This is a genomic window from Azospirillum agricola (assembly GCF_017876095.1).
Classification (GTDB): Bacteria; Pseudomonadota; Alphaproteobacteria; order Azospirillales; family Azospirillaceae; genus Azospirillum; species Azospirillum agricola.
The window spans coordinates 233,842-251,928 of the sequence record NZ_JAGINM010000008.1 but is presented as its reverse complement, the minus strand read 5'-3'; the positions used below and the strand labels follow the sequence as shown (position 1 = coordinate 251,928).

Annotated in this window: 13 protein-coding genes; 7 read left to right on the top strand and 6 right to left on the bottom strand. The window is 72.1% G+C overall.

The window, feature by feature from the left end:
• Nucleotides 1-183: 183 nt before the first annotated feature.
• The 3 genes from J2847_RS14470 to gloB all read right to left on the bottom strand — a co-directional run bounded on the left by J2847_RS14470 (nt 184) and on the right by gloB (nt 2,861).
• Nucleotides 184-1,296 carry an oxidoreductase gene (locus tag J2847_RS14470; protein ID WP_209779629.1) on the bottom strand — a complete coding sequence of 371 codons (1,113 nt, stop codon included), beginning with the start codon at nt 1,294-1,296 and terminating at the stop codon, nt 184-186.
• Nucleotides 1,297-1,396: 100 nt separating this feature from the next.
• Complete coding sequence (locus J2847_RS14465) at nt 1,397-2,008, bottom strand: glutathione S-transferase N-terminal domain-containing protein (RefSeq protein WP_209779628.1); 612 nt, start codon at nt 2,006-2,008, stop codon at nt 1,397-1,399.
• 73 nt (nt 2,009-2,081) lie between these two features.
• On the bottom strand, nt 2,082-2,861 hold the full coding sequence (gloB, locus tag J2847_RS14460) for a hydroxyacylglutathione hydrolase (protein ID WP_209779627.1): 780 nt from the start codon (nt 2,859-2,861) through the stop codon (nt 2,082-2,084).
• Nucleotides 2,862-2,912: 51 nt separating this feature from the next.
• Here gloB and J2847_RS14455 point away from each other — a divergent pair, with 51 nt between their 5' ends.
• Nucleotides 2,913-3,698 (top strand): class I SAM-dependent methyltransferase, encoded by a 786-nt coding sequence (locus tag J2847_RS14455; RefSeq protein ID WP_085552837.1) that lies wholly within the window; start codon nt 2,913-2,915, stop codon nt 3,696-3,698.
• Nucleotides 3,699-3,787: 89 nt separating this feature from the next.
• Here the strand turns inward: J2847_RS14455 and J2847_RS14450 are convergent, their stop codons facing one another.
• Nucleotides 3,788-5,002: a methyl-accepting chemotaxis protein gene (locus J2847_RS14450; protein ID WP_085552838.1), complete on the bottom strand. Its 1,215-nt coding sequence runs from the start codon at nt 5,000-5,002 to the stop codon at nt 3,788-3,790.
• 141 nt (nt 5,003-5,143) lie between these two features.
• On the opposite strand from J2847_RS14450, the gene J2847_RS14445 reads away from it, so the two are divergent.
• The gene (locus tag J2847_RS14445; protein ID WP_209779626.1) at nt 5,144-5,695 is read left to right on the top strand and encodes an RBBP9/YdeN family alpha/beta hydrolase; all 552 of its coding nucleotides are present in this window, start codon (nt 5,144-5,146) and stop codon (nt 5,693-5,695) included.
• Between the two features lie 98 nt (nt 5,696-5,793).
• Nucleotides 5,794-6,822 carry a 4-(cytidine 5'-diphospho)-2-C-methyl-D-erythritol kinase gene (locus J2847_RS14440; RefSeq protein WP_209779625.1) on the top strand — a complete coding sequence of 343 codons (1,029 nt, stop codon included), beginning with the start codon at nt 5,794-5,796 and terminating at the stop codon, nt 6,820-6,822.
• A gap of 28 nt (nt 6,823-6,850) precedes the next feature.
• Here J2847_RS14440 and J2847_RS14435 read toward each other — a convergent pair whose 3' ends face one another.
• The gene (locus J2847_RS14435; protein WP_209779624.1) at nt 6,851-10,336 is read right to left on the bottom strand and encodes an ATP-binding protein; all 3,486 of its coding nucleotides are present in this window, start codon (nt 10,334-10,336) and stop codon (nt 6,851-6,853) included.
• Nucleotides 10,337-10,417: 81 nt separating this feature from the next.
• Here J2847_RS14435 and J2847_RS14430 point away from each other — a divergent pair, with 81 nt between their 5' ends.
• From J2847_RS14430 to J2847_RS14420, 3 genes are all read left to right on the top strand, one after another.
• The gene (locus J2847_RS14430) at nt 10,418-11,485 is read left to right on the top strand and encodes a transporter substrate-binding domain-containing protein (RefSeq protein WP_209779623.1); all 1,068 of its coding nucleotides are present in this window, start codon (nt 10,418-10,420) and stop codon (nt 11,483-11,485) included.
• A gap of 433 nt (nt 11,486-11,918) precedes the next feature.
• A complete protein-coding gene (locus J2847_RS14425) occupies nt 11,919-13,598 on the top strand; it encodes an MFS transporter (protein ID WP_233474521.1) in 1,680 nt (559 codons plus the stop codon).
• 128 nt (nt 13,599-13,726) lie between these two features.
• Nucleotides 13,727-17,206 (top strand): hybrid sensor histidine kinase/response regulator, encoded by a 3,480-nt coding sequence (locus J2847_RS14420; RefSeq protein ID WP_209779621.1) that lies wholly within the window; start codon nt 13,727-13,729, stop codon nt 17,204-17,206.
• A gap of 42 nt (nt 17,207-17,248) precedes the next feature.
• Here the strand turns inward: J2847_RS14420 and J2847_RS14415 are convergent, their stop codons facing one another.
• Entirely contained in the window at nt 17,249-17,554 is a 306-nt protein-coding gene (locus J2847_RS14415; RefSeq protein ID WP_209779620.1) for an NHLP leader peptide family RiPP precursor, read from the bottom strand.
• Between the two features lie 258 nt (nt 17,555-17,812).
• Here J2847_RS14415 and J2847_RS14410 point away from each other — a divergent pair, with 258 nt between their 5' ends.
• Entirely contained in the window at nt 17,813-18,076 is a 264-nt protein-coding gene (locus J2847_RS14410) for a CBU_0592 family membrane protein (protein WP_209779619.1), read from the top strand.
• The last annotated feature ends 11 nt before the right edge of the window (nt 18,077-18,087 follow it).

The window sequence follows — 18,087 nt, the reverse complement described above, 5'->3', positions numbered from 1 at the left end:
GCGCGGCGGCCGGTGTATCGGGAAAAGCGGACAAAGGTGGCGCCGTCAGGCTCGGCGGCGGCTGCGCTTTTCCAGATGGGCGGCGACGATGAGGTTCATGGCGAGGCGGGTTCCTGCGTGACGTCGTTGCTTCTACCGGGCCGTCCGCCGAGCGTCAACGCCGCCGCCCGGCCGGGCCGGGCGTCAGGGCAGCGCCACCGTCCGCCGTTCGGCGGCGCTGCGGACGCAGGCTTCGAGCACGAGCATGACGTCGCGGGCGGAGTGCGCCGTCACCGGCGGCGGCGCGCCGTCGAGGATGGCGGCGGCGACGCCCCGGTAGAAGGCCGGATAATCGCCGGCCAGCGTCTCCACCACCCGTTCGCTCCCGTCGGCCATGTGCAGGACGCCGTGCAGGGCCGGGTCGTCGCGGCCCCAACCCGGGCCGCCGGGCGTGGCGCCGGCCCGCAGCGCCGCCTCCTGGCCGTCCAGCCCGTGCTTCAGGAAGCTGCCCCGGTCGCCGTGGATCTGGATGCGCGGCCCCGGACGGCAGACCACCGTGCCGGCGTGCAGGATCGCCCGCATCCGGCCATAGCCCAGGATCAGGTGGAACCAGTCGTCCACCTCGGCGGCACGACGCTGGGCGCCGACATCGGCGGTGACGGTGCGCGGCGGCCCGAACAGGGTCAGCGCCTGATCGATCAGATGGGCGCCGAGATCGAACAGCACCCCCGATCCGGGAAGCGGCCGCTCCCGCCAGCCGGGCTTGATCGCCGGGCGGAAACGGTCGAAATGGACCTCGTAATGATAGAGTTCGCCCAGCCCGCCGTCCTCCCCGCCGTCCATCCCGCCGCCGATGCAGGCGCGCGCGGTCAGGAAGTCGCCGTCCCAGCGGCGGTTGTGGAACACGGTCAGCACGCGACCCTGGCGCTCGGCCAGTTCGATGAGCGCGTCGGCCTCGCGCGCGGTGGCCGCCATCGGCTTGTCGATCACCACATGCTTGCCGGCCAGCAGGGCGGCGCGGGCCAGCGGAGCGTGGCTGGTGTTGGGGGTGGCGACCACCACCAGATCGATGGCCGGGTCCGCCAGGATCGCCTCCGGAGCGGCCACCGCGACGGCGCCGGGGGCGACGCGGCGGATGTCGTCGGTGCGCGAGCTGGCGACGGCGGCCAGCCGGAGCCGTGGCTCGCTCAGGATCAGCGGCGCGTGGAAGACCGCCCCGGCCAGCCCGAAACCGAGCAGCCCGACGGACAGCGGCGCGGCTGCGGGCGGCGCGGCTGAGGGCGGTGTGGTCGACGGCGGTGTGGAGGGTTGCGGCATGACGATGGTTCCCCTTGTTCGGCGCTGTCCCGAACAGGTCACGCGCCGCCCCCTCCGGTCAAGGCCGCAGGGCACGTCCCTCCGAGGGAAGCGGGACCTCTCAGCCGGCCGGCGGCGCGGTGCGGCGGACGCTGTCGCGGTCGGACGCCGCCGCGAACCACGCCGCCAGGGCCGGACGGCCGTCGCGCCAATCCTCCCGGCCGAAGCGGAAGTCGAGGTAGCCCAGGGCCGACAGCACCGCCAGCGTCCCGACCGTCGGCCGCTCGACGGCGAGCCCCGCCGCTTCCGCCTCCAGCAGGTCGAGCGCGCGGGCCACCGCCCTGCGCTGGCGCTCCACCCAGCCGGCCGACCGCTCGCCGTCGGGGCGGTTGGTCTCCAGGCGGCGCAGGATCGCCGCGTCGCAGATGCCGTCGGCGACGGCCTGGAGCCGCAGCGCCGCCCAGCGCGCGGGCCCAGGCTCCGGCAGCAGCCCGGCGGCCGGAGCCAGCGTGGCGAGATACTCGACGATGACCGGGCTGTCGAACAGGACGGTCCCATCCTCCAGCGTCAGGACCGGGACCTTGCCGAGCGGATTGTCCGCCGGCAGGTCGGTGCCGGGCGACCAGGGGTCGGTGGCGCGGCAGGAGAGCCGGCCGTCCAGCCCGCCCTCGATGGCGACCATCATCACCTTGCGCACATAAGGCGACGTCGCACTCCAGCGCAGCGTCAGCATCGGGACTCTTCCTCAACAGGTTCGGCGACGGGAAAAAGCCTAGCGTGGCACTCGTCCCCGGTCACCGAAAAGATCAGCCGCGGAAATGATCCTTGCGCCGGCGGATCTCGGCGAAGACCCGCTCCGGCGCCGCGCCGGGCAGGCCGACCGCCGCCTGCACCGCCGGATCGTCGGCGCGCAGGAAGGGATTGGTGCGGCGCTCCAGCCCGACGGTGGAGGGGATGGTCGGCTCGCCGCGCTCCCGCATGGCGGCGATGATTTCGGCGCGCTCCAGCAGGGCGCCGTTCTCCGGGTCCACCGTCACCGCGAATCGGGCGTTCGACAGGGTGTACTCATGGCCGCAATAGACGCGGGTCGAATCCGACAGCGCGCGCAGCTTGCCCAGCGATTCCCACATCTGCTCCGGCGTGCCTTCGAACAGCCGGCCGCAGCCGAGCGCGAACAGGGTGTCGCCGCAGAACAGCGCGCCGGCGCCGTCGAAGGCCGTCTCGAACCAGAAGGCGATGTGGCCGCTGGTGTGGCCGGGGACGGCGATGACCCGCGCGGTCTGTTCGCCGAACACGGTGCGGGCCCCCTCGTCGAGCGCCACGTCGAGGCCGGGGATGCGGTGCGAATCGGCGCGCGCGCCGATCACCGTCGGGCGGTAGCGCGCCTTCAGGGCCGCCACGCCGCCGATGTGGTCGTCGTGGTGGTGGGTGAGGAAGATGTGGGTCGGCGCCCAGCCGCGCCGCTCCAGCTCGGCGATCACCGGCTCCGCGTCGCCGGGATCGACCACGCCGACCTTGCCGGACGCCGCATCACGCAGCACATAGATGTAGTTGTCGGCGAATGCCGGAACGAGAACGACCTCCACGGCAACGGACTCCCTCTGTTGCGACGCAAACCCGTGATACGCTGGGATACCATGTACACCGATATCGTCGATCTGAGGGAGTTCTACGAGTCCGGATTGGGCCAGATGGCGCAGCGGATGATCCGGCGGCGCGTCCGCACCATCTGGCCGGACGTGCGCGGGCAGATCGTGCTGGGCGTCGGCTACGCCACCCCCTATCTGCGCCCCTTCATGGCCGAGGCGGACCGGGTGGCGGCGGTGATGCCGGCCAGCCAGGGCGTCAGCTTCTGGCCGCCGGAAGGGCGCGGCATGGTGGCGCTGGGCGACGAGGCCGATCTCCCCTTCGGCGACAACACCATCGACCGCGTGCTGCTGGTCCACGGGCTGGAGGGCACCGAGCAGCTGCGGCCGATGATGCGCGAGATCTGGCGCGTGCTGGCCGGCGGCGGGCGGGTGCTGGCGGTGGTGCCGAACCGGCGCGGCCTGTGGGCGCGGGCCGACTGGACGCCCTTCGGCCACGGCTTCCCCTATTCGGCCTCCCAACTGAAGCAGGTTCTGCGCGACACCATGTTCGTGCCGGAACGCACCGGCCACGCCCTGTTCATCCCGCCGCTGCGCTCGCGCTTCCTGCTGAAGACCGCGCCGGCCTGGGAGGAGGTCGGCGGGCGCTGGTTCAAGGCCTTCGCCGGGGTGACGATGATCGAGGCGTCGAAGCAGATCTTCGCCGGGGTGTCGCGCCGCACGACGCAGCAGCCGGTCAAGCGCCGGCTGATCGTGCCGCTGCCGGGCGGGGCGGCCACCGCCGCCCGCCGCACCGCCGATCCCGACCCGACGACGACGCCCTACCCGCACGCCTGACGCACGGACCGTTCATCCGGCGCGACGTCATGCCCGTGCGGCACGGGCATGACGGAACGGGACGAGGGCGCCCATTTCGAAACCGGCCCCTACCCGCGCACCTGACGCAGCGCGTCGCCGACCCGGCCGCCCAGGCTGCCGGCCCGCGTGGCGATGTTCTGGCTGAGCGCGCTCAGCTCCTCCAGCGTGCGGGTCACGCCGCCCAGCGTCTGCTCGGCGTCGCCGATGCGCTGCTCGGCGGCCATCGCGTCCTGGCGGGAACGGTCGAGCGTGCGCGACACCTCGGCGGTCAGCATCGCCTGCTCGTCGATGGCGGCGGCCACCGTGCCGTTGATCGTCTGGATCGAGCCGATGGTCGAATGGATCCGGCCCAGCGCCTCGTCCACCGCCGCCGTCTCCTTTTGCAGGTTGGAGACCTGATCGGCGATCTGCTTGGTGGCGTCGGCGGTCTGGCGGGACAGCGCCTTCACCTCGTTGGCGACGACGGCGAAGCCGCGACCGGCCTCCCCGGCGCGCGCCGCCTCGATGGTGGCGTTCAGCGCCAGCAGATTGGTCTGGCTGGCGATGGCGTTGATCAGCTTGACGACGCTGGCGATCTGCTCGGCGGCGGCGCGCAGCGAGGTCATCACGGTGGTGGCGCGGTCGCTGTCGACGGCGGCGGCCTGGCTGATCTCGCGCGCCTTGCTGGTGTCGCCGGAAATCTGCTGGGAGGTCGAGGACAGCCGGTCGAGCACGCCGGCGATGGCGCCGACCGACCCGTCCACCGCGCGGGCGGCGGCGGCGGCGTCGCCGGTCTGGCGCAGGCAATCGTCGCCGGCCCGCCGCACGGTGTCGACGGCGCCGTCGAGCTTGCGTCCGGCCTCGGTCATCTCGGCGGCGAGACCGCCGATGTCGCGCTCCAGCCGGTCGGACAGCTCGCGCAGGATCCGGGCGCGCTGGGCGTCGGCGTTCTCGGCGCGCAGCATCGACAGCGCCCAGTGGCGGGCGATGCGGGCGTAGCGGCGGGCCTGATCGGCCGGGCCGGCGACGGCGAGCGAGCCGACGCGCTCCCCGTCCAGGTCGATGGCGACGTTGTAGCCCTCGCGCATGGCGCCGCCGGACTTGGCGGCCTCGTCCTTGGCGACCGCGCGCTCGTCGATGCGGCGCGCCATGATCTCGGCGGCGATGGCGTGGGTGGAGCCGATGCGGTCGCGGGCGGTGGAGGCGATGATGCTGCCACCCTTGCCCATGAAGGAGACCACGACCTCCAGTTCGCGGCCGATGTGATCGCAGATGTCCTGAGCGATGGTGGCGCTGATGTCCAAGACGTTCCCTCCCGATGATGCCCGATGCGTGCCGCCGGCGGTTGAGCATCCCAGCCATCCCCGGGCTGGAAGCCTTGAGCGGTTGCCCCGCGGTCTTGTCGCGATACTATACGGGAACGATGACGATTCTGAGTTGAAAGAATGACGCAGCCGACCGTTTTGATCCTTCCCGGCCTGGGCAACTCCGGCCCCGACCACTGGCAGAGCTGGCTGGAGGGCCGCATGCCCGGATCGGTCCGGGTCGGTCAGGCGGACTGGGACCGTCCGGTGCCGGCCGACTGGGCCGCGCGGCTGGAGGCGGCGGTCGCGGCGGTGCCGGGCCCGGTGCTGCTGGTCGCCCACAGCCTGTCCTGCGCACTGGTCGCCCATTGGGCGGAGTCGCCGGGCGCGTCGGTGGGCAAGGTCGCGGCGGCGCTGCTGGTCGCCCCGTCCGATGTCGAATCGCCCGCTCACACCCCGCCGGAGGTCCGGGGCTTCGCGCCGGTGCCCACATCCCCCCTGCCCTTTCCCGCCGTCGTCGTCGGCAGCCGCAACGATCCCTACTGCCCGGCGGCGCGGGCCTGTGGCTTCGCGGCGCTGTGGGGCGCCGACTTCATCGACGCGGGCGAGGCCGGGCACATCAACACCGCCGCCGGCTTCGGCCCCTGGCCGATGGGGGAAACGCTGGTGCGGGACCTGCTGGCGGCGGCCTGATCCGGCACCCGAACAGGCGATCCCCCTCTTGCCGCAACGCGGCATCGGTGCCAAACAGGGCCGCCCTCTCCGCCCCCTTTCGCCAGCCGGTGACGCCGATGACCGCCGCCCCCCTCGCCGAGGCCGCCCCCGCCAAGCTGAACCTCTACCTGCACGTCACCGCCAGGCGACCGGACGGCTACCACGAGCTGGACAGCCTCGTCGCCTTCGCGGAAATCGGCGACACGGTGACGGTGCAGCCGGGCGTCGCGCGGGTGGCGCTGCGCGGGGCCGATCTGCCGCCGGCCGGGCCGCGCCTGGTGATCTCCGGCCCCTTCGGACCGGCGCTGATGGGCGAGAATCCCGCCGGCAACCTCGTCATCCGCGCGGCCCACGCGCTGGCGGCGCGGCTGGGCCGCGACGCCGACGCGCTGATCGCGCTGCACAAGCTTCTGCCGGTGGCGTCCGGCATCGGCGGCGGCTCGGCCGACGCGGCGGCCTGCCTGCGGGCGCTCGGCCGGCTGTGGGGGCTGGAGGCGAACGCCGCCCTGCTCTACGAGGTCGCCGCCGGGCTGGGCGCCGACGTGCCGGTCTGCGTCGCCGGGCAAAGCTGCTTCTTCGGCGGGATCGGCGAGATCCTGGACGCGGCGCCGCCGCTGCCGGAGGTCCACGCCGTGCTCGCCAACCCCGGCGTGCCGGTGCCGACCCCGGCGGTGTTCAAGGCGCGGAGCGGCGATTTCTCCGCTCCGGCCCGCTTCGCCACCGCCCCGGCCGACGCGGCGGCGCTGGCGGCGCTGCTGCGCGAACGCTCCAACGACCTGACCGCCCCGGCGCTGACGGTGGCCCCGGCGATCGCCGACACGCTGGCGGCGCTGGAGCGCAGCGCCGGCTGCCTGCTGGCCCGCCTGTCGGGCAGCGGGGCGACCTGCTTCGGGCTCTACGCCACCGCGACGCAGGCCGAGGCCGCGGCGGCGGGCATCGCGGCGGCCGAGCCGCGCTGGTGGGTGAAGGCGACGCGGCTGCGGCCGACGGCGGCCGACGCGCCCGCCCTGCCGAAGGGGCTGACGGCAGCCCTCGCGACGGGCCCGGCGGCGGCACCGCCCCCCTCGGTCCCCTTCCCGGACACCGGCGGCTGGGGCGTCGGCTGAGGCCGCTTCCCCGCCCTGCTCCCCCGCCCTAAACGGCCATCGCCCCGCACAGCGCGTCCATCGCCGCGACGCCGCGCGTGAACTCGGCCGCCGCCGTCGCGGCCAGTTCCTGCGCCTCCTCCCGGCGGCCCTCGCGCACGCCGTCCTCGACCGCCCGCATCAGCCCGACGAAGGCCGTCAGCCCGAAATGGCTGGCCGCCCCGGCAAGGCGATGGGCGATGTCCTCCAGATCGGCGTCCCCGGTGCCGGGGGCGGCCAGACGCGGCAGCCCATCCGCCGCCGCCTCCATCAGCAGCCCCCGGATGGACGCGAAGCGCGCCGCCCCCAGCGACCGGACGTAGCGGTCGAGAATCTCCGCGTTGACCGCCGCCTCCCTTGTCGGCGGCACCGGCGAGGGCGCCGGCGGAGGCAGGGACGGCTCGGCGGACGGCTCCAGCCGCATCGGCACGGTGTTGGACAGCAGATGCATCAGCCGTTCCGGAAAGATCGGCTTCTCGATCACCGTGTCGATTCCGGCGGCGAGGTAGCGCGCCCGGTCGGCGGCGAAGACGTTGGCGGTCACCGCGACGATCGGCACCGCCGCGCGCCCGGCGTCCGGCAGGGCGCGGATGCGGCGCGCCACCTCCGGCCCGTCGATGTCGGGCAGGCGGATGTCGAGCAGCACCGCGTCGAACGTCCGCTGCGCCGCCAGCGCCAGCGCCTTCTCCCCCGTCTCGGCGACGGTGACGCGGTGGCCGGCGTCGGACAGCAGCCCCAGCGCCACCTCGCGGTTGATGGCGTCGTCCTCGACCAGCAGCAGGGCCAGCGAGCGCACCCGGTGGATCGGCAGCAGCCATCCCGGCGCCGCCGGCGGGCTGGCCGCCGCGACCCGCTCCAGCGGGATGGCGACGGTGAAGATGCTGCCCAGCCCGACCGCGCTGTCCACCGCGATGGTGCCCCGCATGGCGTTCAGCAGATGGCGCACGATGGCCAGCCCGAGGCCGCTGCCGCCGAAGCGGCGGGCGATGCTGGAATCGGCCTGCTCCAGCTTCTCGAAGATGGCGGCGCGGCGGTCGGGCGGCACGCCGATGCCGGTGTCGCGCACGCTCGTCACCAGACGCTCGCCCGCATCGCCGTCACGCGACAGGCTCACCCGCACGTCGACCCCGCCGCGCTCGGTGAACTTCACGGCGTTGCCGACGAGGTTGACCAGGATCTGCCGCAGCCGCTGGCGGTCGACCACCACCAGTTCCGGCACCTCCGGCGCGATCTCCAGATCCAGCGCGATGCCCTTCTCGTTGGCGAGGCTCTCGACCGTCGCGACGACCTCCTCCAGCACCGGCAGCAGTGCGCAGGGCGCGGGGTCGAGGTCGAGCTTGCCGTCCTCGATCTTGCGCAGGTCGAGGATGTCGTTGACCTGGTCGAGCAGCCCGTGGCCGCAGCGCATGATCGACACGGCGTAGCGCCGCTCCCCCGGTTCCAGCCGCCCGGTCAGCGGCAGCCGGCACAGGCCGAGGATGCCGTTCAGCGGGGTGCGCATCTCGTGGCTGACGGTGGCGAGGAACTCGGTCTTGGCGGCGTCGGCGCGCTCGGCCCGCTCCTTGGCCTGCCGCAGCTCCTCGCGCGCCCGGCGCGAGGCGGTGATGTCGTTGGCGATGCAGATGATGGGACAGCGCCCGTCGCCCGACCATTCGAAGGGGTGGCGCTGCAACGCGAAGACCGCCGTCTCGCCGTTGCGGGTCAGCGCCAGCTCCTCCAGACCCAGCGCGCGCATCGCCCCGGCGGGGCCGCCGGCCAACGCGCGGCCGGTCTCCTCGCCCAGCGCGTCCGGCAGCGCGCGGCCCTGGATGGCAGCACGGCTGGTGCCGAACGCCTCTTCCGCCGCGCGGTTCCACAGCACGACCCGGCCGCTGTCGCCGTCGAGCACGTAGAGCACGCTCGGCACGTTGTCGATCACCGCGTCGAGGAAGGCGCGGGTCCGCCGCAGCTCCTCCTCCGCCTCGCGGCGACGGGTGATGTCGACGACCGAGCTGAGCAGCACCTCCTCGCCCTGGAATTCGAAGGCGATGCCGGACAGCAGACCCCAGATGCGGTGCCCGGATTCGGTGACCAGCTCGGTTTCCACGTCCAGCGCGAGGCCGGTGGCGAAGACGTCGCGGACGAAATCCTCGCGCACCGCCGGCGCCGACCAGACGCTCGACGCCGGGCGGCCGAGCAGGATTTTCGCCTCCGCCACCCCGAACAGGTCGGCGGCGCGCCGGTTGACGAAGCGGATCGCCCCGTCGGCCCGGCCGGAGATCACCAGCGGGACGGGGGCCGCCTCCAGCACCGTGCGCAGCCACTGCTCGTTGCGGCGCAGAGCCTCGCTCTTCACCTCGGTCTCGTGGATGTAGAAGCGCAGCGCGCGGGCCAGCTCGCCGATCTCGTCGGTGCCGGTGGCGGGGATCTCCGCGTCCCCCCCGTCGGTGCGGTCGCGGATCGCCTCGCTGACCGCCCACAGCCGCGCCAGCACCTTGCGGCGGACGTAGGCGACCGACAGCACCATGCCGATCACCACCACCCCGACCGAGGCGAAGAACAGCCGGGTGTAGGTCGTCGACACGTCGATGATCTGCCGGCGGCTGTCCTCGGCGGCCTTGGTCTGCTCGACCAGGATGCCGGTGTTCAGCCCGGTGTTGACCAGCGAGATCTGGTTGGCGCGGTCGACCAGCCCGGTCAGCGCCTCCGACGCCTGCAAGTCGGCCTGGCGCTGGCGGAAGACCGAGCGCTCGCCCTCGACCACCGCGCGCAGGCCGCCGACCAGCCGCGCCGCCGGCTCCCGCATCCCCTCCGGCAGGCCGGCGCCGTCGCCGGTCAGGACGGCGAGCTGGGCGGCGGCGGTCTCGCCCAGCCGGGTCAGGGCGAAGCTGTTCTCGGTCTGATGGACCGAGGCGATCAGGAACAGCAGCCGTTCCGCCTTCGCCAGCCAGCGCTGGACGGCGACGTCCTCCTGCCCGCGCAGCGCCGGGTCGGCCAGCGCGTCGGCCAGCCGCCGGACGTCGCGGTCGCGCTCGGTCAGGGCGCGGCGGGCGGCGATGCGGACGGCGACCCCGCGATCGATCGCCTCGCGCAGCCGCAGGATCTCGTCGCGCTGCTGCTTCAGCCCGCCCAGCCGGGGGCCCGGCCGGCCGTCGCCGGATTCCAGCTCGGCGAGCAGCCGGTCATAGCCGTTGAGCTGGTCGGACAGGCCCTGGTTGATCGTCTCGCGGCCGAAATTGTCGTTCGACAGGGCCAGCTGTTCCAGGGTGCGCATGATGCGCTGGTGCTGGCGCTCCAGCCGCGCCGCGGCGACGACGGCGGGAAACTGCTCGGAGGTCACCCGCGTGATGCCGGCGTGCAGCCCGTCGAAGGCGACGTAGGCGCCGAGCCCGATCAGGAAGGCGACCAGCCCGTTGAAGGCGAGCGCGCCGAACAGCCGGGCGCCGACCCCGATCCCGAGAGCCCCGATCCTTCCCGCTCCCTTGCCCGCTCCCTTGCCCGCCCCCCTTCCCGCCATGCCCGATCCGTCTCTCTCAAGGGGTGCCGCCCGTCGCGGGCCGAGCGTATCATAGCGCCGCCGTCGGATCAGGGGAGAAGGATGAGGCCGCACCGTTTCGTGACCGCGCTGGGTCTGCTGGCCGCGCTGTGGGCGGCCCAATGGGCGACGCCATGGGCGACACCGTGGGCAGGGCGTGCGCAGGCCGCCGACCCGTCCCCCACCCTGGCCGAGATCGAACGGCGCGGCGTGGTGCGCTGCGGCGTCTCCTACAACCCCGGCTTCGCCGCCAACGACGGTGCCGGCCGGCCGGTCGGCTTCATGGTCGATCTCTGCCGGGCGCTGGCCGCCGCCGTGCTGGGCAAGGCCGACGCGGTGGAGATCCGCCGCCTGTCCAAGCCGCAGGAATTCGCCGCCGTCGCCGCCGGCGAGGTCGACGTGTCCTTCGCCCAGACCTCCTGGACGCTGACGCGCGACGCCACCCTGCCGATCGACTTCGGCCCCCCGGTGTTCCACGACGAGCAGGGGATCGCCGCGTGGCGGGCGCCCGACGGCCATTCGCCGCTGGATGGCGGGACGGCGACGGTCTGCGTGCCGGCGGCGACCACCTCGCACTGGGCGCTGGAGGATCTCGTCGCGCGCGGCGGAAAGCCCTGGACCCTGCGCAGCTTCGCGACCTGGCCGGACGCCCTGCAAGCCTTCATCGGACGCGAGTGCGCCGCCCTGTCGGCCGACATGGCGCTGCTGGCCGCGGCGCTGCGCACGCTCGACGCGCCGCCGGACTCCCTCATCCTCGCCCGGCCGCCGGTGCCGTCGCGCGAGCCGATCGCGCCGCTCACCTCCAACCTCGACCGCCAGTGGCTGGCGGTGGTGCGCTGGACCATGTTCGCGCTGTTCCTGGCCGACGACGCCGGGGTGACCGGCGAGAACGCCGGCTTCCTGCGCATCACCGGCAACAGCGAGGTGCAGCGCCTGCTCGACGGGATGCCCGAGGCGGCGCGGCGGATCGGCCTGCGGCCCGACTGGGCCTATCAGGCGATCGTGCAGGTCGGGAATTACGGCGAGATCTTCGAGCGCAACCTCGGCGCCCGCTCGCCCTTCCGGCTCGAACGCGGGCCGAACAGGCCCTGGACGCAGGGCGGCCTGCTCTATGCGCCGGTGTTCCAATAAGGCATTCCGGCCAGGAGCGCCAAACAGAGTTCCGTTTTCACCATCGGTGCCCAATGGGGCCGTCATCCCCGCGAAGGCGGGGATGACGGGTCGAGAGACGACCCAAGCTTCTGTTGGGCGCTCTTAGCGCCTTCCGCCGCGGCCCCGACCGTGAACGGGAAAATCTACACCATCCCACCACCGCCCCACCCCCGACCATGGTAGGGGGTGACGCAAATAGTTTAGAGTGCGCACAATCAGTCCGATAACCGAGGAGTGCGCTCGGTCATACGCCCCACCGTCACCCCAGCGGCGATGACCCGACGCCACCCCGGCGGAACGGCCCCGGCCAAACCGGGCCACGTCAAGATTCGGCAAATCGAACTGGACAAATCGAACTGGGAGGTGTGGAAACATGGCCTATGCGGCTTCGACGACGGAATCCGTCCGTCCAATGACCGCCGAGGAGAAGAAGGTGATCTTCGCCTCGTCGCTCGGCACCGTCTTCGAATGGTACGACTTCTACCTGTACGGATCGCTCAGCGCGGTCATCGCCATGCAGTTCTTCTCGGGCGTCAACCCGACCGCCGCCTTCATCTTCGCGCTGATGGCGTTCGCCGCCGGATTCGCCGTGCGGCCCTTCGGCGCGTTGCTGTTCGGCCGGCTCGGCGACATGATCGGCCGCAAATACACCTTCCTCGTCACCATCCTGATCATGGGCCTGTCCACCTTCATCGTGGGCATCCTGCCGAACTACGCCGCCATCGGCATCGCGGCCCCGATCATCCTGATCGTCCTGCGCCTGCTGCAAGGCCTGGCGCTGGGCGGCGAGTATGGCGGTGCCGCGACCTACGTCGCCGAGCACGCCCCGCACGGCCGGCGCGGCAACTACACCTCCTGGATCCAGACCACCGCGACGCTCGGCCTGTTCCTGTCGCTGCTGGTGATCCTGGGCTGCCGCGTGTCGATGTCGCCGGAAGCCTTCAACGACTGGGGCTGGCGCATCCCGTTCCTGATCTCCATCGTGCTGCTCGGCATCTCGGTGTGGATCCGCCTGATGCTGAACGAGTCGCCCGCCTTCAAGAAGATGAAGGAGGAGGGCAAGCACTCCAAGGCGCCGCTGACCGAATCCTTCGCCCGCTGGCCGAACCTGAAGGTCGTGCTTCTGGCGCTGTTCGGCCTCGTCGCCGGCCAGGCGGTGGTCTGGTACACGGGCCAGTTCTACGCCCTGTTCTTCCTGACCCAGACGCTGAAGGTCGACGCCCAGGCGGCCAACCTGATGATCGCCGCCGCCCTGCTGCTCGGCACCCCCTTCTTCGTGATCTTCGGCACCCTGTCCGACAAGATCGGCCGCAAGCCGATCATCATGGCCGGGCTGGTGCTCGCCTGCCTGACCTACTTCCCGCTGTTCAAGGGCATCACCCACTACGCCAACCCGGCCCTTGAAGAGGCCATCGCCACCGCCCCCGTGGTCGTCACCGCCGACCCGAACGAGTGCTCCTTCCAGTTCAACCCGGTCGGCACCAGCCAATTCACCAGCTCCTGCGACATCGCCAAGAGCGCGCTGGTCCGCCGCGGCATCCCCTACTCCAACGAGGCCGCACCGGCCGGCACCATCGCCTCGATCAAGGTCGGCTCCACCGTCATTCCGTCCTACTCGGCCGCCCCGTCGAACCAGACCACCGTGTCGCTCGGCCACGGCCCCTCGACCCACGCCGCCACGCCGACCGACGCCAAGGCCGCCGGCGCCGCCTTCGACAAGGGGCTGGGCGACGCGCTGAAGACCGCCAACTACCCGGCCAAGGCCGACCCGGCCCGCATCGACACCGTCATGGTCGTGCTGCTGCTGACCGTGCTGGTCATCTACGTGACGATGGTCTACGGCCCGATCGCCGCCATGCTGGTCGAAATGTTCCCGACCAAGATCCGCTACACCTCGATGTCGCTGCCCTACCACATCGGCAACGGCTGGTTCGGCGGCTTCCTGCCGACGACCTCCTTCGCCATCGTGGCGGCGACCGGCGACATCTACTCCGGCCTCTGGTACCCGATCATCATCGCCGCCGCGACCTTCGTGATCGGCATGCTGTTCGTCCGCGAGACCAAGGACGTCGACATCTACAAGCACGACTGACGGTTTCCCCGACGCCGGTCGCGCTCCGGAGCGGGCGGAGGGTCATTCCCTCCGCCCCTTTTTCGTTCCTGTGCTATCCTCGGCACCCATAGGGAGAAAAAGTTCGAAAAAGGAGGGCGGAAAGCCCGATGGAAAGCTGGTTGATCGTCGCCGCGTCGCTGGCCTACCTGCTGTCGCTGTTCGCCATCGCGTGGTACGGCGACCGCACGGCCGGCAGCGGCGGGGAGCGGCGCACGCCGCTGCTCTACGCGCTGAGCTTCGGGGTCTACTGCACCTCCTGGACCTTCTACGGCGCGGTCGGGCGGGCGGCGACCGGCGGCTTCTACTTCCTGCCGATCTACATCGGCCCGATCGTGATGATCGGGCTGGGCTGGCCGGTGCTGGCCCGCATCGTCCGGGTGGCGAAGTCGGAGAACGTCGTCTCCATCTCCGACTTCCTGTCGGCCCGCTACGGCAAGAGCCGCGGCCTCGCGGCGCTCGTCACCGTCACGGCGGTGATCGGCCTTCTCCCCTACATCGCCCTTCAGTTGAAGGCGATCAGCGTCAGCTTCGAGATCCTGGCCGGCGACACGCTGGGGCCGGGGGTCAACCAGCTTCCCGGCGGCACGGCGCTGCTGGCGGCCCTGCTGATGGCCGCCTTCGCCATCCTGTTCGGCGTCCGCAGCATCTCCGCCAACGAGCACCACCGCGGCCTGATGATGGCCATCGCCGCCGAATCGGTGGTCAAGCTCGCCGCCTCGCTCGGGGTCGGGGCGGCCATCGCCTTCGCCTTCTTCGGCAACCCGGCCAACTTCATCGAGGTCGCCGCCAACCATCCGGGTTTCCTGGAGCTGATGCGGCTGGGCAGCATCGGCGCCGACTGGTGGGTCGCCTGCGTGCTGTCGGGGCTGGCGATCCTCTGCCTGCCGCGCCAGTTCCACGTCGCGGTGGTGGAGAACACCCACACCGGCGACGTGCGCTCCACCGCCCGGCTGTTCCCGGCCTATCTGATCGTCATCAACCTGTTCGTGCTGCCGGTGGCGCTGGCCGGGCTGATGCTGTTCCCCGACGGCGCGATCAACGCCGACACCTTCATGGTCTCCATCCCGCTCGAACATGGCTGGCCCTGGCTGGCGCTGATCGCCTTCATCGGCGGGCTGTCGGCGGCGACCAGCATGATCCTGGTCGAGATGGTGGCGCTCAGCACCATGATCTGCAACGACATCGCGGTGCCGCTGCTGATGGCGCTGCGCCCCGACGACCGCCGCCTGCGCGACGAGCCGGCGGCCGTGCTGCTGGCGGTGCGCCGCTCGGCGGTGATCGTGCTGGTGCTGCTGTCCTACGGCTGCTACCGGCTGATCGGCTCGGCCTTCCCGCTGGCGACCATCGGCATGATGAGCTTCACGGCGGTGGCGCAGTTCGCCCCGGCGCTGCTCGGCGGGCTGGTGTGGAGCCGCGCCAGCCGGGCCGGCGCCTTCGCCGGAATCTGCGCCGGCTTCCTCGGCTGGGCCTACACCATGCTGCTGCCCTCCTTCGCCGACGCCGGCTGGCTGGCGCCGAGCGCGCTGAAGGAGGGGCCGTTCGGCATGACCGGCCTCAGCCCGGTGGCGCTCGCCGGCATCGGCGGCATCGACCCGCTGACCAACGCGGCGCTGTGGAGCCTCGGCCCCAACATCCTGCTGTTCGTCGTCATCTCGCTGCTGACCCGCCCCTCCACCCTGGAGAAGCAGCAGGCCGCCCGCTTCATGAGCCTGCGCCGCTCGGCGGACGGCGAGGCGCACGGGCCGCGCGGGGCGACGCTGGCCGACCTGCACGACCTCGCGGTGCGCTACGTCGGGGGCCCACGCGCCGACGCCGCCTTCCGCCGCTTCACCGCCGTGCGCGACGGCGACCTCCAGACCGCGCTGCTCGCCCGCAGCGACGGCGAGGCGATCCAGATGACCGAGCGGCTTCTGGCCGGCGCGGTCGGCTCGGCCTCGGCCCGCGTGGTGGTGGCCGGGCTGCTGTCCGACCGGCGGCTGTCGCGCACCGACGCCCGCTCGATCATCGACGAGGCGTCGCGCGCCATCCTCAAGCAGCACGAGCTGCTGCGCGCCACCGTGGAGAATGTCCCCCAGGGCATCGCCGTGTTCGACGAGGACTGGCGGGTCGCCACCTGGAACAACCAGTTCGTCGTGCTGCTGGAGCTGCCGGACGGCTTCGTGCAGGTCGGCACCTCGCTGGAGGACATCGTCGGCTTCATCGACCGGCGCGGCGAGTACGGCCACAACGGCGAGATCGAAACCCTGCTGGAGCGCCGCTCCGACCCGCGCCGCCGCAACAGGCCGGACGTCTACGAGCGGGTGCGGCCCGACGGCTCGGTGCTGGAGATCGCCACCAACCCGATGCCGGGCGGCGGCTTCGTCGCCGTCTACACCGACGTGACCGAGCGTCACCGCGCCGCCGCCGCGCTGCGCGAGGCCAACGAGAGCCTGGAGCGCCGCATCGCCGAGCGCACCCGCGACCTCTCCGCCGCCAAGGGCGAGGCGGAGCGCGCCAACCGCAGCAAGACCCGCTTCCTCGCCGCCGCCAGCCACGACCTGCTGCAACCGCTGCACGCCGCCCGCCTGTTCCTGTCGGCGCTGGGCGAGCGCAACCAGGACACGGCGATCCGCCAGATCGACGCCTCGCTGCGGTCGGTCGAGCAGATCCTCGGCGACCTGCTCGACGTGTCGAAGATCGACAGCGGCGTCGTCCGTCCCAACCCGGTGCCGATGCGCATCGACGAGCTGCTGAAGCCGCTGGGCGAGGAGTTCACCGTGCTGGCGAGCCGTCACGGGCTGGGCTTGCGGACGGTCGACAGCTCGGCGACGGTACGCAGCGACCCGACGCTGCTGCGGCGGATCTTGCAGAACTACCTCGCCAACGCGGTGCGCTACACCCGCACCGGGCGCATCCTGCTGGGCTGCCGGCGGCGCGGAAACTTCCTGTCGATCGAGGTGTGGGACACCGGCCCCGGCATCCCCGAGCACAAGGTGCCGGAGATCTTCATGGAGTTCCGCCAGCTCGACAACGAGGCGGACGAACGCGGCAAGGGCCTCGGCCTCGGCCTCGCCATCGTCGAGCGGCTGGCGACCATCCTCGACCACCCGGTGCAGGTGCGTTCCATCGTCGGGCGGGGCAGCGCCTTTTCCGTGCTGGTGCCGCTGACCGACGAGCGGGTCGCCGTGCGCGCCGTCGCCGCGCGGCCGCGCGGCCGCGACCTGCGCGGCGTGCTGGTGCTGTGCCTGGAGAACGAGCCGGCCATCGCGCGGGCGACCGAGGATCTGCTGTCGAGCTGGTCCTGCCGGGTCGTCACCGCCACCAACCCCGACCAGGCGCTGGCCGGGCTGGAGGGGCGGATCCCCGACGTGATCCTCAGCGACTACCACCTCGACCGCAGCCTGACCGGGGTGGAGGCGCTGGGCGCCCTGCGCGCCCGGCTGGGCAGCGCCATCCCGGCGGCGGTCGTCACCGCCGACCGCGACGCCGCCGTGCGCGAGGACATCGAGGCGGCGGGCTGCCGCCTGCTCTACAAGCCGGTGCGGCCGGGGGCCCTGCGGGCGCTGCTCGGGCAGTTGCTGACCGAGGGGCAGCGGCTGGCCGGGTGAGGCCGGGCCGCCGCCGCCGACCAGTTTACGGAAGCGACCGGCTTACGGAAACCGGCTTCTGAAGCCGAGCATGGGCCCATCGCCCCAGATCCCTCCGGGACCGAAGACTCCGCCGGCCACGCCGTCGAGTTCCCGATCGGACAGCACGCCGTCGGGTGTCGCGGGGGGCAGAACCAGATGGGTCTTGGTGGCGGTGTCCTCGACCACCGCGACGGTGAGCCCCGGCGGCACGGCCATGCCTTCGGCCGCGAGCGTGGCGGCGGGATCCGCCAGAAGGCGCTCGCGGAACGATGGATCCGTCTGTGACTTCGCGAGAATGGACGTCAGGGGGTGGGGCGTTCCGGTCATGATGAAGCCTTCCTTGCTTGCTGGTTGCCGCCGCGCCGAAGCGCGTCGCGCGCCAGGGAAACAGTAGCCGCCGCCCGGCCCGACCACCCTCCGGCCCGTCCCAGAAACTTGCCCGCCCGTCTCAAACCGATCGGACCGCGCCACGGGAACGGTCCGTCCGGTCCAGGCGGCCACGGCCGCCATGGCAGACGCCCCTTTCCTCCGGACGGGGAAAAATGTGATGCTGGAACCCGCTGACCACGCCTGGGGAACCACGCGATGACCCCCGCCAACATCGTCGGACTGATCGGAGTTGCCGCCTATCTGGCGGCCTACGGCCTGCTTCAACTGGGAAAGCTGAAGGTCGAGGACAATCTTTACGCGTTTCTCAACGCGGCCGGCGCCCTGGCGATCCTCTATTCGCTGATCTACGACTTCAACCTGCCGTCCTTCATGTCGCAGTCCGTCTGGCTGCTTCTGACGATCGTGGGGTATGCGCGGGCCCGCTCCAGGCGTTCACCGGCCCAAACCGCGAAGGCGTGACGGGGCAGGCG

Bases quoted from the DNA above. Each gene is read 5' to 3' on its own strand.
- J2847_RS14470 (WP_209779629.1), bottom strand. From the start codon at position 1,296: ATGCCGCAACCCTCCACACCGCCGTCGACCACACCGCCCTCAGCCGCG.
- J2847_RS14465 (WP_209779628.1), bottom strand. From the start codon at position 2,008: ATGCTGACGCTGCGCTGGAGTGCGACGTCGCCTTATGTGCGCAAGGTG.
- J2847_RS14455 (WP_085552837.1), top strand. From the start codon at position 2,913: ATGTACACCGATATCGTCGATCTGAGGGAGTTCTACGAGTCCGGATTG.
- J2847_RS14445 (WP_209779626.1), top strand. From the start codon at position 5,144: ATGACGCAGCCGACCGTTTTGATCCTTCCCGGCCTGGGCAACTCCGGC.
- J2847_RS14440 (WP_209779625.1), top strand. From the start codon at position 5,794: ATGACCGCCGCCCCCCTCGCCGAGGCCGCCCCCGCCAAGCTGAACCTC.
- J2847_RS14435 (WP_209779624.1), bottom strand. From the start codon at position 10,336: ATGGCGGGAAGGGGGGCGGGCAAGGGAGCGGGCAAGGGAGCGGGAAGG.
- J2847_RS14430 (WP_209779623.1), top strand. From the start codon at position 10,418: ATGAGGCCGCACCGTTTCGTGACCGCGCTGGGTCTGCTGGCCGCGCTG.
- J2847_RS14425 (WP_233474521.1), top strand. From the start codon at position 11,919: ATGACCGCCGAGGAGAAGAAGGTGATCTTCGCCTCGTCGCTCGGCACC.
- J2847_RS14420 (WP_209779621.1), top strand. From the start codon at position 13,727: ATGGAAAGCTGGTTGATCGTCGCCGCGTCGCTGGCCTACCTGCTGTCG.
- J2847_RS14415 (WP_209779620.1), bottom strand. From the start codon at position 17,554: ATGACCGGAACGCCCCACCCCCTGACGTCCATTCTCGCGAAGTCACAG.
- J2847_RS14410 (WP_209779619.1), top strand. From the start codon at position 17,813: ATGACCCCCGCCAACATCGTCGGACTGATCGGAGTTGCCGCCTATCTG.